The following is a 14,826-nucleotide window of genomic DNA, read 5'->3' as shown; positions in this document are numbered from 1 at the left end:
GCGCGCTTACTGCGTCGCGTAGACGATCTTCGCCATCCATTCGACGTTCTCGGTCGAGAACGAGACGTCCGGGTGATCGGGGTTGACCGCGTGGAAGCTGAGCTGGTCGCCCGAATCATCCTTCAACAGCTTCACCATGACGTCGCTGTTGCGCAGCTTGACGACCACCCGGTCGCCCGGCCGCGTGACGGCATTGGTCGAGATGAAGAGGATGTCGCCATCGCGGTAGAGCGGCTGCATGGAATCGCCCACGACCGACAGCGCATAAAGCGGCTCGTGTCGACGGTCGGGAAAGCTGATGATGCGCGCCGGCAGCGGCAAGGTGGACGGGCCGGTGGCGGTGTCCGCATGGGGCTCGAACCCGGCATGGGCATGCCCGAGGAGCGGAATCGCGAGATCGGGTGCGCCGGGGCCGCCGCTGCGCTCGACGCCGAACAGCTCGCTGATCGACGTCTCGGTCGCCTTCAGAATCTTGGAAATCGACTCCGTCGACGGCCAGCGCGGCCGGCCGTCCGGAGCGAACCGCTTGGATTTATTGAACGTGGTTGGGTCGAGACCGGATCGTCTGGCAAGGCCGGAGGGGGAGAGTCCGTTCTTGTCGGCAAGTGCGTCGATCGCGGTCCAGACTTCGTCGTGGGAAAGCATTCGCTTCCTCCCAATTCCTCGACTCCGACGATCACGCCAGAGCGCTAAAAATCACGTACAGCGCGGCAGGCAAAGAAGATCGGATTTTGTCTCTCAGACCGGAATATCGGGGCGATCGCTTCGATCCACCCGTATTGCGTGCTTTAACACAGGTTGTGATGTGATGGAATGCCTAACTGCATCCTTGCCGCCTATGGCGGGATGCGGATCTGCGAGGGGAGATCCTATGGCGGACGAGCGCCAGACATATAAAATCTTACGGGCAGGAGAACTGGCCATTTTCGCGACCACTGGCCGGTTTGACGGGTCAAACGACGATCTGCGGGATGGATTTGTGCATCTGTCCACGAAGGACCAGCTTTCGGGCACGCTGACCAAGCATTTCGCCGGCGAGGCTAGCATTTTTGTCGCCCAGTGCCCGATATCGCGATTGGGTGAGGCGCTCACCTGGGAGATTTCGCGGGGTGGTCAATTGTTCCCACACCTTTACCGTGCACTCACCCGAGACGACGTGTCGATGATCTTGCCTGTTCCCGACCAGCGCGAGAATTGGGCGCCGCCGACGTGGCCGGATATGGAATAATTGTTATCTCGGAACGAGACGAGATCTAAACTTTTCTGCAAAACGCATGCGACGGGCCGCACCGGCATCGAAACGTCCGGTGCGGCCACGATCGCGACATTTTGGCGCAGTTTGGCCGTTCAGGCCGCCGCCGCCGCCGACTTGAGGAGCTTCCGGTTCACGAGAAGCTCGGCGATCTGCACCGCATTGAGGGCCGCGCCCTTGCGCAGATTGTCCGCGACCACCCACATCGACAGGCCGTTCTCGATCGTCGGATCTTCACGAATCCGGCTGATATAGGTCGCATCCTCGCCGGCCGCCTCGTAGGGCGTGATGTAGCCGCCGGGCTCGTGCTTATCGATCACCAGGCAACCGGGGGCCTCGCGCAGGATGTCACGGGCCTCCTCGGCCGACAGCGGCTCTTCGAGCTCGAGGTTCACCGCCTCTGAATGAGAGATGAACACGGGGACGCGCACGCAGGTGGCGAAGAGCTTGATCTTCGGGTCGAGGATTTTCTTCGTTTCCACGACCATCTTCCATTCCTCCTTGGTCGACCCGTCTTCCATGAAGGTGTCGATATGGGGAATGAGGTTGAAGGCCATCCGCTTCGGGAACTTCTTCGATTCCACCGTGTCGGACACGAAGACGGCCCGCGTCTGGGCGAAGAGATCGTCCATCGCCTCCTTACCGGCGCCCGAAACGGACTGGTAGGTGTCGACGACGACGCGCTTGATCCGCGCCCGGTCGTGGATCGGCTTCAGCGCCACGACGAGCTGCGCGGTCGAGCAGTTCGGGTTGGCGATGATGTTCTTCTTCGTGAAGCCGGTCACCGCGTCGGCATTCACCTCCGGCACGATGAGCGGCACGTCCGGATCCATGCGGAAGGCGGACGAGTTGTCGATCACCACGGCGCCGGCCCTGCCGATCTTGGGTGCCCACTCGCGCGACACGTCACCGCCGGCGGACATCAGGCAAATGTCCACGGTGGAGAAATCGGCGGTCTCGAGGGCTTCGCATTTGAGCGTCGTGTCGCCGAAGGAGACTTCGGTCCCCTGGCTCCGGCGCGACGCGAGCGCCGTCACCTTGTCCGCGGGAAAGCCGCGCTCGGCCAAAATGTCGAGGATCTCGCGGCCGACGTTGCCCGTCGCACCGACGACCGCCACGTGGAAGCCCATCCCAATACCCTTTATGCGCATGTGAGTGTGGCGGTCACATAGGCGCGGAGAGGGGGGCTTGTCCAATCCGAAGCGGGATTTTTTGCCGAATCCGGTCCCGGAGGATCAAATTCCGATAAAGGCCCGTGCCGTCGGCGAGAACTGAAGTCCGAGATAAAGCCCATAGCACACGACGAGGATCGCCCCCTCGCGCCGGCTGATGCCGCGACCCGTCGCCGCGAAGGCGACGAGAAGCACCGCCGACAACAGCATGACCCAGACGTCGAGATCGATGATCTGGGCCGGGATCGGGATCGGCGTGACGATCGCCGTCGCGCCGGCGATGCCGAGAATGTTGAAGATGTTGGAGCCGATGACGTTGCCGAGCGCGACGTCGCCCTGGCGGCGGATCGCCGCGATGACGCTCGTCGCGAGCTCCGGCAGCGAGGTGCCGATCGCGACGATGGTGAGCCCGATCACCGCCTGCGAGATTCCGGCGAGCTCCGCGAGCTTCACCGCCGAATCGACCAGGAAATCCGCGCCCAAGATCACGCCGGCGATGCCCGCGACGGTGAGGACGCCCGCGGTCGCCATGCTGCGCGGCCAGCCGAACTCGGCGATGCTCTCCCCGATCTCCGCCTCCACGGCCGCATCCGCCGCGTTCTTCTGCCGTCGCGAGTCGAGGATGAACGAGGCGATCGTGTAGATCGCGAGCGCGGTGATGAGGACGACGCCGAACCAGCGCTCCAGCGTCCCCGAGACCACGATGCCGAACATCAGCATCGAGACGGCGAACAGCATCACCCCGTCCCGCTTGAGGACGGCGCTCGACGCGGCGACCGGCAGGATCAGCGCCGAGATGCCGAGGATCAGCAGGATATTGGCGATGTTGGAGCCGATGATGTTGCCGATCGCGATACCCGGCGCGCCGACGAGGGCGGCCTGCACGCTCGCGACGAGTTCCGGCATCGAGGTGCCGAAGCCGACGAGGGTGAGGCCGATGACGAGCGGTGACACGCCGAGCCGGGTGGCAACCACGACCGAACCGCGAACGAGGGCTTCACCACCCGCAAGAAGGAGGACGAGACCGATCGCGAGTTCGAGGAAGGGCATAAGAAACTCTCGGGAGGGCGACGGCGCGAGGGATCCCGAACGCCGTTAGATGCTCCACAAGATGATGGCGAGCCCGCCAACCACAAGGGCGGCGCGAAGGAGCGCGCGCCCTTTTGCGATCGTGCCCCACGAAATCGCGGCGAGGCCGAGGGCGACCTTCACCACCGCGAGGATCGTGAAGACGGGCGTCTCGCCGAGGGAAATCAGCGCCGGATTCGCGACCATTGCGAGCGGCACGAGGTAAAGCCCCACCCCCAGCGCCATCGCCGCTCCCGCGACGCGAAGCCACGGCGCCTCGACCATGCCGGCGGCGATGAACACCGCCCCGCAGACCGGCGGCGTGATGGTCGATAAGAGCGCGTACCAGAAGACGAAAAGATGCGCCTGGAGCGGCTCCAGGCCGAGCTCGATGAGCGCCGGGCCGGCGACGGACACGCAGATCACGTAGGCCGCCGTCGTCGGAACCTCCATGCCGAGAATGAGGCAGGCGAGGGCGGTCAGGAGGAGCGCGGGCCAGACGAGGCCCGAGGAGCCCGACAGGATCAGCGACGTCACCTTCACGCCGAGCCCCGTCATGCCGAGCACGCCGACCACGATCGACGCGCACAGGATCACCGAGGCGATCACCGCGACCTGCTCGCCCGCCGTCAGCGCCGCGTTCGCGAGGCGACGCGCCGTGCGGCCGAGATCGAGCGTCAGCCGTCCGTCGGTGAAGAGGAGGAGGAAGCCGGCGAAGATCGCGAAGGTCGCCGCATATTGCGGCGTGAGCCCATAGCCGAACATGCCGACGAGGAGGATCGTGAACGGCACCAGGAAGAAGCAGGACGTGACGATGACATCGCGCGGGCCGGGGCGCTCCTCGGCCGGGAGACCGGCGAGGCGATAGCGCGTCGCGAACGCGTCGATGCCGATCCAGACGGTGAAGAAATAGAGGAGCGCCGGCGGCAGCGCGGCGACCATGATCGTCGAATAGGGGATGCCCGTCAGCTCCACCATGACGAAGGCGCCGGCGCCCATCAGCGGCGGCATGATCTGCCCGCCCGAGGAGGCGACCGCCTCCACCGCGCCGGCGAGCGGACGCGGATAGCCGAGCCGCCGCATGGCCGGCAGCGTGACCGCGCCGGTCGAAGCGACATTCGCCGAGGCCGACCCCGAGATCGAGCCGAACAGCGCGGAGGAGAGGACGGAGACCTTGGCCGCGCCGCCGCGCAGGCGGCCCGCGGCGGAGGAGGCGAGGTTCATGAACCCCTGGCCCGCCTCGCCGGCATTGAGCACCGCGCCGAAGATCACGAACACGGCGACGACACCCACCGAGATGCCGGTCAATTCGCCCCAGAGCCCGCCCTCGGCGATGACGAGGGTGCCGAGAAGGCTCATCGGCGGCAAACCGGCGTGGCCGAACTCACCCGGGATATACTGGCCGAAGAAGGCGTAGAGCAGCGCGATCAGCGCCACCAGCGGCAGCGGCCAGCCGATCGCCCGTCGCGCCATTTCGAGGACGATGCCGAGGAGCACGAAGGCGACGACATATTGCTCCCGCCCGTAAAGCATCCCGTACTGGTCGCCGAGGGCCTGGTTGTTGATCGCGATATAGAGACAGGCGGCGACGCCGACGATCGTGAGCACGAGCCCGGTCCGGCTGAAGCCGCGCACGAAGAGGAAGATCCACGGCAGCGCGAGCGCCATATGGATCGGCCGTGCGATGAGCGCCGGCGTGAGGCCCGAGATCACGAGCCAGAGATGGAAGCCGATCGTGAGCGCACCGAGCGCGATCCAGATCGCGCGCCCGGGCCCCGCGCGATCGAGCGGGGTCACCACACCGTCGAGTGAGGTCATCGTGCCGCCTTGCGATGCGGTGCACGATAGAGGAGGGCGCCGGCGCGGTGTGCGCCGGCGGGGACGGTGGGGTGGCGTGTCACGTGTGGCTCCGATCAGCGCGCGGTGTCGGGAACCGCGATGCCGGCCTCGTCATAATATTTCAGGGCGCCGGCGTGGATCGGGCCTTCGATGCTGTCGAGCATCGCCGGGTCGACGCCGTTCCACCAGCGCGCGGTCTCGCCGAGCTTCTCTTTCTGCTCCCAGAAGGTCTTCGTCAGCGCGTAGGCCGTTTCGTCGTCCATCGCGGTGGTGGTGAAGGCGACGACGGGAAGCGATGTGGTGACGACGTCCTCCTCCTGGCCGGCATAGGTCCCGGCGGGGATCACGAGGCGGGTGCGGCCGGTCTCGGCGACTTGGTCGTCGCTCATCGAGATGACCGTGACGCCGGTGCCGGCGGCCGCTTCGATCACGTTGGGGGCGGGGAAGGAGCCGGCGGTCACGAACGCGTCGATCTGGCCGTTCTTGAGCGCCGCGACGGCGTTGGACAGCTCGGCGTCGGCGATGTTCACCTTGCCGTCGAGGCCGAAGAGCTCGACATATTTTTCACCTTCGCTGGCGCCGAACGAGCCCTTGCCGAGGAGCAGCGTCTTGCCTTCGAGGTCGGCGAGCGAGCCGATCCCCGCGTCGGAGCGGGCGACGAAGTGCATCGTGAGGGACGGGATCGGGAAGAGCGCGCGGATCTCGGCGAATTTCGGGTTGGGGCGCGCCTCGAAGGGGCCCGTGCCGGCACGCGCGGCGGAGGCGAGCGCGGGCGGAGCGGTGAACACATAGTCGCCGCCGCGCACGCCCGCTTCCATCACGTTCTGGACCGAGCCCTGGCTCTCCTCGATCGTGACGGAGACGTCGCCGGCGGCCTTCATGGCCTCGGCGAGCTGCACGCCCATCTGATAATAGGACGAACCGGACTTTGCGGACTTGTAGGTGACGCGCGTTTGCGCGTCGGCACCGTGCGCGGACAGTGCGAGCGCGGCAACCGCCGCAGCGATGATCGACAGACGCATGGATCCCTCCCTGTTGTCCCTTATCCGATCGGCGCCGCCGATCGACTGGGTGCGATTTCGCAGGCTCGTGCGAACAAAGCAAGGCGCCGTTGAACGCTCCCGTGTTCTACGGCGTTGGATGGCCATCAGCCTTTGATCGGGGCGACAACACGATATGAAGCGCTTCACCTGTCAGACCTGCGGCAACGAGGTCTATTTCGCCAACACGCGCTGCGTGCACTGCAACGCACATCTCGGCTTCGAGCCGGCGCGCGCCATCATGCTGTCCGCCCCCGACGGCGAGGATTGGCGCGCACCCGACGATCCCGGCATCGTCTTTCGTGTGTGTGCCAACATCTCGCATTCGGCCTGCAACTGGCTCGTCCCGGCGAGCGAGCCGGAGACGCTCTGCCTGTCCTGCCGCCACAACAAGATGATCCCCAACCTCGCCGACCCGCACGCCGCGGAGCTGTGGCGCGCGCTCGAGGCGGCCAAGCGGGTGATGTTCTATTCGCTCATTCGCTGGCGGCTTCCGATGCCGACCATGGAGGAGGATCCGGCCCGCGGCCTCGCCTTCTCCTTCCTCGCCGACGAAGTGCTGCCCGACGGCTCGGTCAAGCAGCACATGACCGGCCACGCCGACGGCCTCATCACCATCAACATCGCCGAGGGCGACGATGCCGAGCGCGAGCGCCGGCGCACCGAGATGAACGAGCCCTATCGCACCCTCGTCGGCCACTTCCGCCACGAGATCGGCCACTATTATTGGGATCGCCTCGTCGCCGATCAGGGCCGCGAGGCGGACTTCCGCGCCCTGTTCGGCGACGAGCGGGAGGATTATGCCGCCGCGCTCCAGCGCCATTATAGCGAAGGCGCGCCGCCCGACTGGCAGAACAGCTTCATCTCGACCTACGCCACCGCCCACCCGTGGGAGGATTTCGCCGAGACCTTCGCCCACTATTGCCACATCGTCGATTCGCTGGAGACGGCGGCGGCGTTCGGCCTTCACGTCGCCCATCTCGGTGAAGGCGGCGAAGTCAGATACGATCCCTATGTGGAGGGGACGGAGGCCGATCTGATCGCCTCCTGGGTGCCGCTGACGGTGGCGATGAACGCGATCAACCGCTCGATGGGACAGCCGGATCTCTACCCGTTCGTCCTATCGACGCCCGTCGAAGAGAAGCTCGGCTTCATCCACGATCTGATCCGCGCCGCGCGCGCCTCTGCCGCACGGGCGGCCCGTAACGAAATTGCGATGCACGACCAACCTTCCATCCGGCCTTGACCGTCCCCACTTGAGGTGGCCGGAACGGCGGCTCGGCCGCCGCGCCGAACATAGCGTGCGGCCGGGAGCCAGACTCCGGGCCGTTTCGGCGTAGTGGCGGGCCCGTCGGGCCTGGGCGGCCGATCCCCTCGGTCGCCACGTAGGAGCGGAAGACGTGTGTGGATTGTTGAAGAGCGCGGCGTTCGCGCTGGCTCTGTTGGCGGCCGTGCCCGCCTGGTCGAACCGGGCCGAGGCCCAGTCGACGAACGATGCGGTGGCCGTCGTCTCCGCGCTTTACGCCGCCCATGCGGCCCTTCTCGAGGCGGACGGCACGCCGATCTACCTCGCCCCGCGGATCGCCGCGCGCTTCTTCGACCCGTCGGTGACGAGCCGCCTCGCCTCCGCGACGATCGAGTTCGACTTCCTCTATGACGCGCAGGATTTCGAGATCACCGAGCTCGAGATCGCGGCCGACCCCGACATTCCGCAGGTCGACGAGACGTATTTCGTCGTCGTGACCTTCTCGAATTTCGGTGCGCCGCAGCGGCTTTTGTACACGCTGCGGGCCGACAATCCGTCCGGCGAGCTGATGGTCACCAACATCATCGCCCAGAACTGGACCTTGAGCGACCTGTTGTCCTGAGGCCGACGTGGCCGGGCGCGGGCGCCCGGCTTGTCATCAGGCCGCGGCGTCGCGCGCCAGCGCCTCGGCGATCATGGTGCGCGTCTCCTCGACACCATAGAGCGCCACGAACGAGCCGAAGCGCGGCCCCTGCTCCTGGCCGAGAAGCACCTGATAGAGCGCGCCGAACCACTCCCGAAGCACCGGGAAGTGCGCCTTTCCGACGGCATAGACCTCGTCCTGGATGGCCTCGGCGCTCGCCCCGTCCATGCCCTTCAGCCGCTCCGACAGCTCCAGCAGCGCCGTCCGCTCCACGTCGGTCGCGGGGCGGTAGACCTTCGAGGGCAGCACGAAATCGCGATAATATGTGAGGGCGTGGGTGACGAGCTTGTCGAGCTCGGGCTCGGTCTCCGGCGTCGCGTCCGGCGCATAGCGGGAGATGAAGCCCCACAGCACCGACCGCTCCTGCGCGTTCGAGGCGGAGACGAGATTGAGCAGCATGGCGAACGCGATCGGCACGGTCGCCGCCGTCTCGGCCGCACCGGAAATGTGCCAGACCGGGTTCTCGATCTTCTTTTCGGGCGCCTCGTCCGCGTACTTGCCGGCGAAGCTGTAATATTCGTCGACCGCCTTCGGGATCACGTCGAAGAACAGGCGCTTCGCCGTCTTCGGCTTCTGATACATGAAGAGGGCGAGGCTCTCGGGCGAGGCGTAGTCGAGCCACTCCTCCACCGAAAGGCCGTTGCCGCGGCTCTTCGAGATCTTCTCGCCGTTCTCGTCGAGGAAAAGCTCGTAATTGAAGCCTTCCGGCGGCCGCCCGCCGATCGCCTTGCAGATCCGGCTCGACTGGCGAACGGAATCGATGAGATCCTTGCCCGCCATCTCGTAATCGACGCCGAGCGCGGTCCAGCGCATCGCCCAGTCGGGCTTCCATTGCAGCTTCGCCGCGCCGCCAGTGACCGGGGTCTCGAACGTTTCGCCGGCCTCGTCGGTCCAGGTGATCGTTCCGGCCTCGACGTCGCGCGCGATGATCGGCACCTGGCAGACGATGCGCGTCTTCGGGTGGATAGGCAGGAAGGGCGAATAGGTCGCCTGCCGCTCGGCGCCGAGCGTCGGCAGCATGATCGCCATGACATCGTCATAGGCGCGCAAGGTCGCGAGCAGCGCCTCGTCGAAGCGGCCGGAGCGGTAGGCCTCCGTCGCGCTCATGAACTCGTATTCGAAGCCGAACGAATCGAGAAAGCCGCGCAGGCGGGCGTTGTTGTGGTGGGCGAAGCTTTCGTGCGTGCCGAACGGGTCGGGCACCTCGGTCAGCGAACGGCCGAGATATTCGCCGAGCATCGCCTGATTGGGCAGGTTCCCCGGCACCTTGCGGAGCCCGTCCATGTCGTCCGAAAACGCGATGAGCCGGGTGGGGATCGTCCCGCCGGTCAGCGCGATGAAGGCGTTGCGCACCATCGTCGTGCGCGCGACCTCGCCGAACGTGCCGATATGGGGAAGGCCGGACGGACCATAACCCGTCTCGAAGACGACCCCGCGCGGAGCATCACCGAGGCGGGCGATCACCTTGCGCGCCTCCTCGAATGGCCAGGCTTTGGCCGACTGTGCGAACTCCTGGAATGCGCCCAGTCGCGCACCTCGCTCGCGCTCGTCCGCCGCCACCGTCTTCGCCGTCATGATCGTCCGCTTTCCGTTTGGGAAGGATGTATCGTCGCGCAACGACCTCGCGCCTGGCGCGGCCGATGACAAGCCCTCGGCCCATTTATTTTGCCGCGCACGATGAAATCGGAATGGGGCTGGTCGAAAGGGGATTGCGTCAAAGCATTGGCCGTGGCCGCACATGAGTGCTAAAGGCGCAAGATCAGCGAAGGACGCGGAAGTCTCGATGGAACAGCCTATCTCGCATCACGAAGCCCTCGTGTTCGCCATGGTCACGATTTCGGCCGTCGACCGGACGATGACCGATGCCGAGCTCCGCCGCATCGGTGAAATCGTCGAGTCGCTGCCGGTCTTTCGGGACTTCGATTCCGACCGCCTGGTCACCCTCGCGGAAACCTGCGGCGAGATCCTCCAGGAGGATGACGGGCTTGACACCGTTCTCGACCTCATCGCGACCTGCACGCCGAAGACGCTTTACGAAACCGCCTATGCCCTCGCGGTCGAGGTGGCCGCGGCCGATCTTCGCATCCAGCAGGAAGAGCTGCGTTTTCTCCAGATGCTGCGCGACAAGCTCGAGCTCGAAAAGCTGATTGTCGCGGCGATCGAACGGGGCGCCCGCGCCCGTCATCGCCGCATCTGACGCGCGGACCGGGCGGCCGGCGTCAATTCACCGTCGGCCGGTGGTTCGGCAGATCGAGCGAAAAGGCCGGGATGTCGACGAAGAATCGCTCGCCCGTCTCGCGCTCCATCTCGTAATCGCCGACCATGATGCCGGAGGAGGTGGCGAGCGGGCAGCCGGAGGTGTAGCGAAAGCTCGACCCCGGCTCCAACGTGGGCTGCTCGCCGACGACGCCGGCGCCGCGCACCTCCTCGATTTCGCCGTTCGCGTCGGTGATCATCCAATGCCGGTTGCGCAGGCGCACCGTATCCGGACCAAGATTGCGGATCTCGATCTCATAGGCCCAGACGAAGCGGCGCTTCTCGGGCGATGAATGTTCCGGCATGAAGCTCGGTTCGACCGTCACTTCGATGTCGTGCGTTACCTTCCGGTACATCGGGTCCGTCCAAATTCGCCACGTCTCGTGGCCCTCGATTTGAAATAGGATAACCGAACAGCGGTGTCTTTGTTGCACCGCCACCGTTCGGACGTTGAGAAAATTCGGTTACCCGGCCGGGCCGTGTCGGGGCCTTGCGGCCGGATGGACGAGGATCGATGTTCGACTCACAGCTCAGACCACTGATCGACCCACCGCTCGACCGCTTGGCGCGCCGCGCGATCAGGTTCGGCCTCTCGGCCGATCAGGTGACCTTCGCCGGCCTTTTGGTCGGCCTGGCCGCCGCCTTCGCGATCGGCGCCGGCATCTTTTGGCTCGCCCTCCTCCTCATCCTCCTCAATCGCCTCGCCGATGGGCTCGACGGCGCGATCGCGCGGCGCACAGAGGCGACCGATCGCGGCGCCTATTTCGATATCGTCTTCGACTTTCTGTTTTACGGCGCTGTCCCGCTCGCCTTCGCGTTCCACGACCCGATCGCATACGCGCTTCCCGCCGCGATCCTCCTCGCGAGCTTCTACGCCAACGGCGCGACCTTCCTGGGCTTCTCCGCGATCGCGGCCAAGCGCGGGATCACGACGGCCGTTCAGGGCCGGAAGGGGATCTATTATTTCGCCGGCATTGCCGAGGGGGCGGAGACGATCGGCGTCTTCGTCGCGATGACGATCTTCCCGGCGTTCTTTTCCCCGATCGCGCTCGCCTTCGCGATCGTCTGCTTCGTCTCGGCCGCGGCGCGCATCGTCCTCGTCTGGGCCCTTCTCGGCGAGGATAGCTGACCGCCTCGCTTGGCCGCCGGCTTCCGCCCTTGCCGCATGGTGGACCCGGTCGCCGCCGGCGCCGGGCGCGGCATCACGATGGCGTCATCGACGCGTCTTGAAAAAATCGAGCAGCAGCGCGGCAGCCTCCCGCTCGGCGAAGCCGCCATAGATTTCCGGCCGATGGTGGATGGTCGGCTGGGAGAAGAGGCACGGCCCATGGTCGACCGCGCCGCCTTTCGGGTCCGACGCACCGAAATAAATTCGGCGGATCCTTGCCAACGCAATCGCGCCGGCACACATGGCGCACGGCTCCAAGGTCACGTATAGATCGCAATCGGTGAGCCGCTCGGACCGTAGCCGTCCGGCGGCTTGTCTGAGGGCGAGGATTTCGGCGTGAGCGGTGGGGTCGGCATCGGCGACGGTGCGGTTGCCGGCCGCGGCGATGATTTCGCCATCCTTCACGATCACGGCCCCCACGGGGACCTCACCGCGCGCGCCGGCCAGTCGGGCCTCGGCGAGCGCTTTCTCCATGAACGACATCAGGATTGATCCACGAGAATGCCCACTTCCGACGACGAGCGCGTGACCGACACGGACGAGATGAAAGCGCAAGGCGAGCGGGTCGCCAAGGTGATTGCGCGAGCCGGCCTCGCTTCGCGCCGTGAGGCGGAGGTGCTGATCGCCGAAGGCCGCGTCGCCGTCAATGGCGAAACGCTGACGACGCCCGCCGTCGTCGTGACCTCGGCGGATGCCATCGAGGTCGACGGTGCGCCCTTGCCGCAGCGTCTGCGCACGCGGGCGTGGCTGTTCAACAAGCCGAAGGGGCTCGTCACCACCAACCGCGACCCGGAAGGCCGCGCGACGGTGTTCGAGGCGCTGCCCTCCACCTTGCCGCGGGTCGTCACCGTCGGCCGTCTCGACATCAACACCGAAGGTCTCCTGATCCTCACCAATGACGGTGGCCTCGCCCGTGTCCTCGAATTGCCGGCGACTGGCTGGACGCGCAAGTATCGCGCCCGGGTGCACGGCGATATCGACGAGGAGAAGCTCAAGGAGCTGCGCGAGGGAACCGTCGTCGACGGGATCCTCTACGGCCCCATCGAGGTGACGCTCGATCGCGTGACCGGCGACAATGCGTGGGTGACGGTCGCCTTGTCGGAAGGCAAGAACCGCGAGGTCAAGATCGTGCTGGGCACTCTGGGGCTCCAGGTGACCCGGCTCATCCGCATTTCCTTCGGCCCCTTCCAGCTCGGCGAACTGCCGCGCGGCGAGGTAAAGGAGATCCCGACGCGCCAGCTCAAGGAGCAGCTCGGCCCGCGTCTGTCCGAGGAGGCCGCCGCCGACTTCGACGGTCCCGTCACCGACGCGCCGCGCCGCAAGAGCACGCCGGCACGCGGCGTCGCCGTCGCCCACAAGCGGGGCGAGCGGGGGCTCGTGACCGACGAAAGGCGCGGCGAGCGCCGTTCCGGCCAGAGCGAGCGGCCGCGTTATGGCGCCGATCGTTCGCGCGATGAGCGTGGCGAGGGCCGCGCCGCCGGTGGCCCCCGTGGAGGGCGCGGCGCGCCGGATCGCCGCCGCGAGGGTGGATCGTCCGACCGTCCGGTGCGCGGCGACCGCCGGCCGCCCCGTGGCGAGGCGCGTCCGCGCGACGACGCCCGCGGCCCGCGTCCCGATCGCTTCCGTCAGCGCGAGGACGACCGCGGCGGGCGCCATGACGAAGGCCGCTCGATCGGCGACAGGGCGCCATGGCGCGCGCACGACGATCAGCCGCAACGAGAGCGCGACGACCGGGGCGATACCCGTGACCGCCGCGATCGGGAGCGCGGCGACCGCGACCGTGGCGAGCAGCGCGGCGGCGATCGTCCGGCCCGCGCCCGAGCCGGTGGTTTCGACGGCGGACCGCGCCGCTCCGACCGCGACGACCGCGGCCCGCGCCGCGATTACAACGCAGGCGCCCGCGACGAGAATCGCGACGAGCGCCGCGACCGTCCCCGCGGTGACCGGCCCGATCGCCCATCCGGCCGGTTCGGCGGCTCCGACCGCGGCGATCGCCCCTCGGGCAAATTCGGCGGCTCCGATCGCGGCGATCGTCCCTCGGGCAAGTTCGGCGGTTCCGACCGTGGCGACCGCCCCTCGGGCAAGTTCGGCGGTTCCGACCGCGGCGACCGCCCCTCGGGCAAGTTCGGCGGCTCAGACCGTGGCGACCGTCCCTCGGGCAAGTTCGGCGGCTCAGACCGCGGCGACCGCCCCTCGGGCAAGTTCGGCGGTTCCGACCGTGGCGACCGTCCGTCGGGCAAGTTCGGCGGTTCCGACCGCGGCGACCGCCCCTCGGGCAAGTTCGGCGGCTCAGACCGTGGCGACCGTCCCTCGGGCAAGTTCGGCGGCTCAGACCGCGGCGACCGCCCCTCGGGCAAATTCGGCGGTTCCGACCGTGGCGACCGTCCCTCGGGTAAGTTCGGCGGCTCTGATCGTGGCGATCGCCCTTCGGGTAAGTTCGGCGGCTCAGATCGTGGCGACCGGCCGTCGGGCAAGTTCGGTGGCTCCGACCGCGGTGACCGTCCCTCGGGTAAGTTCGGCGGCTCCGATCGTGGCGATCGTCCCTCGGGTAAGTTCGGCGGCTCAGATCGCGGCGACCGGCCGTCGGGCAAGTTCGGTGGCTCCGACCGCGGCGACCGTCCTTCGGGCAAGTCCGGTGGTGCCGGTCGGGGCAGTGATCGGCCGTCGGGCAAAGCCGGCGGTGCCGTTGGCGGCGCGCGTTCCTCCGGCAAGTTTGGCGGAGATCGCGCGGGTGGCCGGCCGGGTGGCAAGCCTGGCGGCGCCCGACCCGTCGGACGTGGCGGCCGCCCGAGCGGTGGCGGCAAACCCGGCGGCCCGCGTCGCTCGAACGATCGCCCGGATCGGCCGAAGCACTGAACCCTTATCGGATGGCGCCACGCGGCGCCTGACCGCTATGTTCGGCCCCGAACCTGCGGGGCCGACGCCCGAGGGCGCGCCGGCTGAAGGGCGGCGACCGTCAACCGGGCCGTTCCGACGCTGCGCACGGGATGGCACATCCCTCGGCAAAAAAAGTGATGCCGTTCAGCGGTCGTTTGTCGGACGAATTTATTGCGGATCGCCCCGGCGGCCGGCCGGGAGGCAA

The 14,826-nt window shown here is 67.1% G+C and carries 14 protein-coding genes; 6 read left to right on the top strand and 8 right to left on the bottom strand.

From position 1 onward, the window contains the following. Positions 1–6: 6 nt before the first annotated feature. Positions 7–645, bottom strand: coding sequence for a S24 family peptidase (locus L1787_RS09530; RefSeq protein ID WP_235708569.1), 639 nt, complete (start codon positions 643–645; stop codon positions 7–9). 226 nt (positions 646–871) lie between these two features. Here L1787_RS09530 and L1787_RS09525 point away from each other — a divergent pair, with 226 nt between their 5' ends. Further along, positions 872–1,228 carry a DUF952 domain-containing protein gene (locus tag L1787_RS09525; RefSeq protein WP_235708568.1) on the top strand — a complete coding sequence of 119 codons (357 nt, stop codon included), beginning with the start codon at positions 872–874 and terminating at the stop codon, positions 1,226–1,228. Positions 1,229–1,347: 119 nt separating this feature from the next. On the opposite strand, the gene L1787_RS09520 is transcribed toward L1787_RS09525, so the two are convergent. The 4 genes from L1787_RS09520 to L1787_RS09505 form a co-directional block, all read right to left on the bottom strand. Further along, positions 1,348–2,382, bottom strand: a complete 1,035-nt coding sequence (locus L1787_RS09520; protein ID WP_235708567.1) for an aspartate-semialdehyde dehydrogenase — start codon at positions 2,380–2,382, stop codon at positions 1,348–1,350. A gap of 105 nt (positions 2,383–2,487) precedes the next feature. Further along, positions 2,488–3,474 (bottom strand): calcium/sodium antiporter, encoded by a 987-nt coding sequence (locus tag L1787_RS09515; protein WP_235708566.1) that lies wholly within the window; start codon positions 3,472–3,474, stop codon positions 2,488–2,490. Between the two features lie 45 nt (positions 3,475–3,519). Continuing rightward, on the bottom strand, positions 3,520–5,310 hold the full coding sequence (locus L1787_RS09510) for a TRAP transporter permease (protein ID WP_235708565.1): 1,791 nt from the start codon (positions 5,308–5,310) through the stop codon (positions 3,520–3,522). 95 nt (positions 5,311–5,405) lie between these two features. Beyond that, a complete protein-coding gene (locus L1787_RS09505) occupies positions 5,406–6,353 on the bottom strand; it encodes a TAXI family TRAP transporter solute-binding subunit (protein WP_235708564.1) in 948 nt (315 codons plus the stop codon). Between the two features lie 154 nt (positions 6,354–6,507). On the opposite strand from L1787_RS09505, the gene L1787_RS09500 reads away from it, so the two are divergent. After that, a complete protein-coding gene (locus L1787_RS09500; protein WP_235708563.1) occupies positions 6,508–7,617 on the top strand; it encodes a zinc-binding metallopeptidase family protein in 1,110 nt (369 codons plus the stop codon). Between the two features lie 154 nt (positions 7,618–7,771). Then, positions 7,772–8,239, top strand: a complete 468-nt coding sequence (locus L1787_RS09495) for a hypothetical protein (RefSeq protein WP_235708562.1) — start codon at positions 7,772–7,774, stop codon at positions 8,237–8,239. A gap of 36 nt (positions 8,240–8,275) precedes the next feature. Here the strand turns inward: L1787_RS09495 and L1787_RS09490 are convergent, their stop codons facing one another. Beyond that, complete coding sequence (locus tag L1787_RS09490) at positions 8,276–9,895, bottom strand: lysine--tRNA ligase (RefSeq protein WP_235708561.1); 1,620 nt, start codon at positions 9,893–9,895, stop codon at positions 8,276–8,278. 208 nt (positions 9,896–10,103) lie between these two features. Here L1787_RS09490 and L1787_RS09485 point away from each other — a divergent pair, with 208 nt between their 5' ends. After that, a complete protein-coding gene (locus L1787_RS09485; protein WP_235708560.1) occupies positions 10,104–10,517 on the top strand; it encodes a tellurite resistance TerB family protein in 414 nt (137 codons plus the stop codon). Between the two features lie 22 nt (positions 10,518–10,539). On the opposite strand, the gene apaG is transcribed toward L1787_RS09485, so the two are convergent. Next, complete coding sequence (apaG, locus tag L1787_RS09480) at positions 10,540–10,932, bottom strand: Co2+/Mg2+ efflux facilitator ApaG/CorD (protein WP_235708559.1); 393 nt, start codon at positions 10,930–10,932, stop codon at positions 10,540–10,542. Positions 10,933–11,090: 158 nt separating this feature from the next. Here apaG and L1787_RS09475 point away from each other — a divergent pair, with 158 nt between their 5' ends. Next, entirely contained in the window at positions 11,091–11,705 is a 615-nt protein-coding gene (locus L1787_RS09475) for a CDP-alcohol phosphatidyltransferase family protein (protein WP_235708558.1), read from the top strand. Between the two features lie 84 nt (positions 11,706–11,789). On the opposite strand, the gene L1787_RS09470 is transcribed toward L1787_RS09475, so the two are convergent. Further along, complete coding sequence (locus tag L1787_RS09470) at positions 11,790–12,227, bottom strand: nucleoside deaminase (RefSeq protein ID WP_235708557.1); 438 nt, start codon at positions 12,225–12,227, stop codon at positions 11,790–11,792. Positions 12,228–12,245: 18 nt separating this feature from the next. Here L1787_RS09470 and L1787_RS09465 point away from each other — a divergent pair, with 18 nt between their 5' ends. Further along, complete coding sequence (locus L1787_RS09465) at positions 12,246–14,600, top strand: pseudouridine synthase (protein ID WP_235708556.1); 2,355 nt, start codon at positions 12,246–12,248, stop codon at positions 14,598–14,600. Positions 14,601–14,826: the final 226 nt, after the last annotated feature.

The sequence above is a fragment of the Acuticoccus kalidii genome (assembly GCF_021556395.1).
GTDB classification, from domain to species: domain Bacteria; phylum Pseudomonadota; class Alphaproteobacteria; order Rhizobiales; family Amorphaceae; genus Acuticoccus; species Acuticoccus kalidii.
Note: the sequence above shows the minus strand (reverse complement) of the source record. Positions and strands in the feature narration are given on the sequence as shown.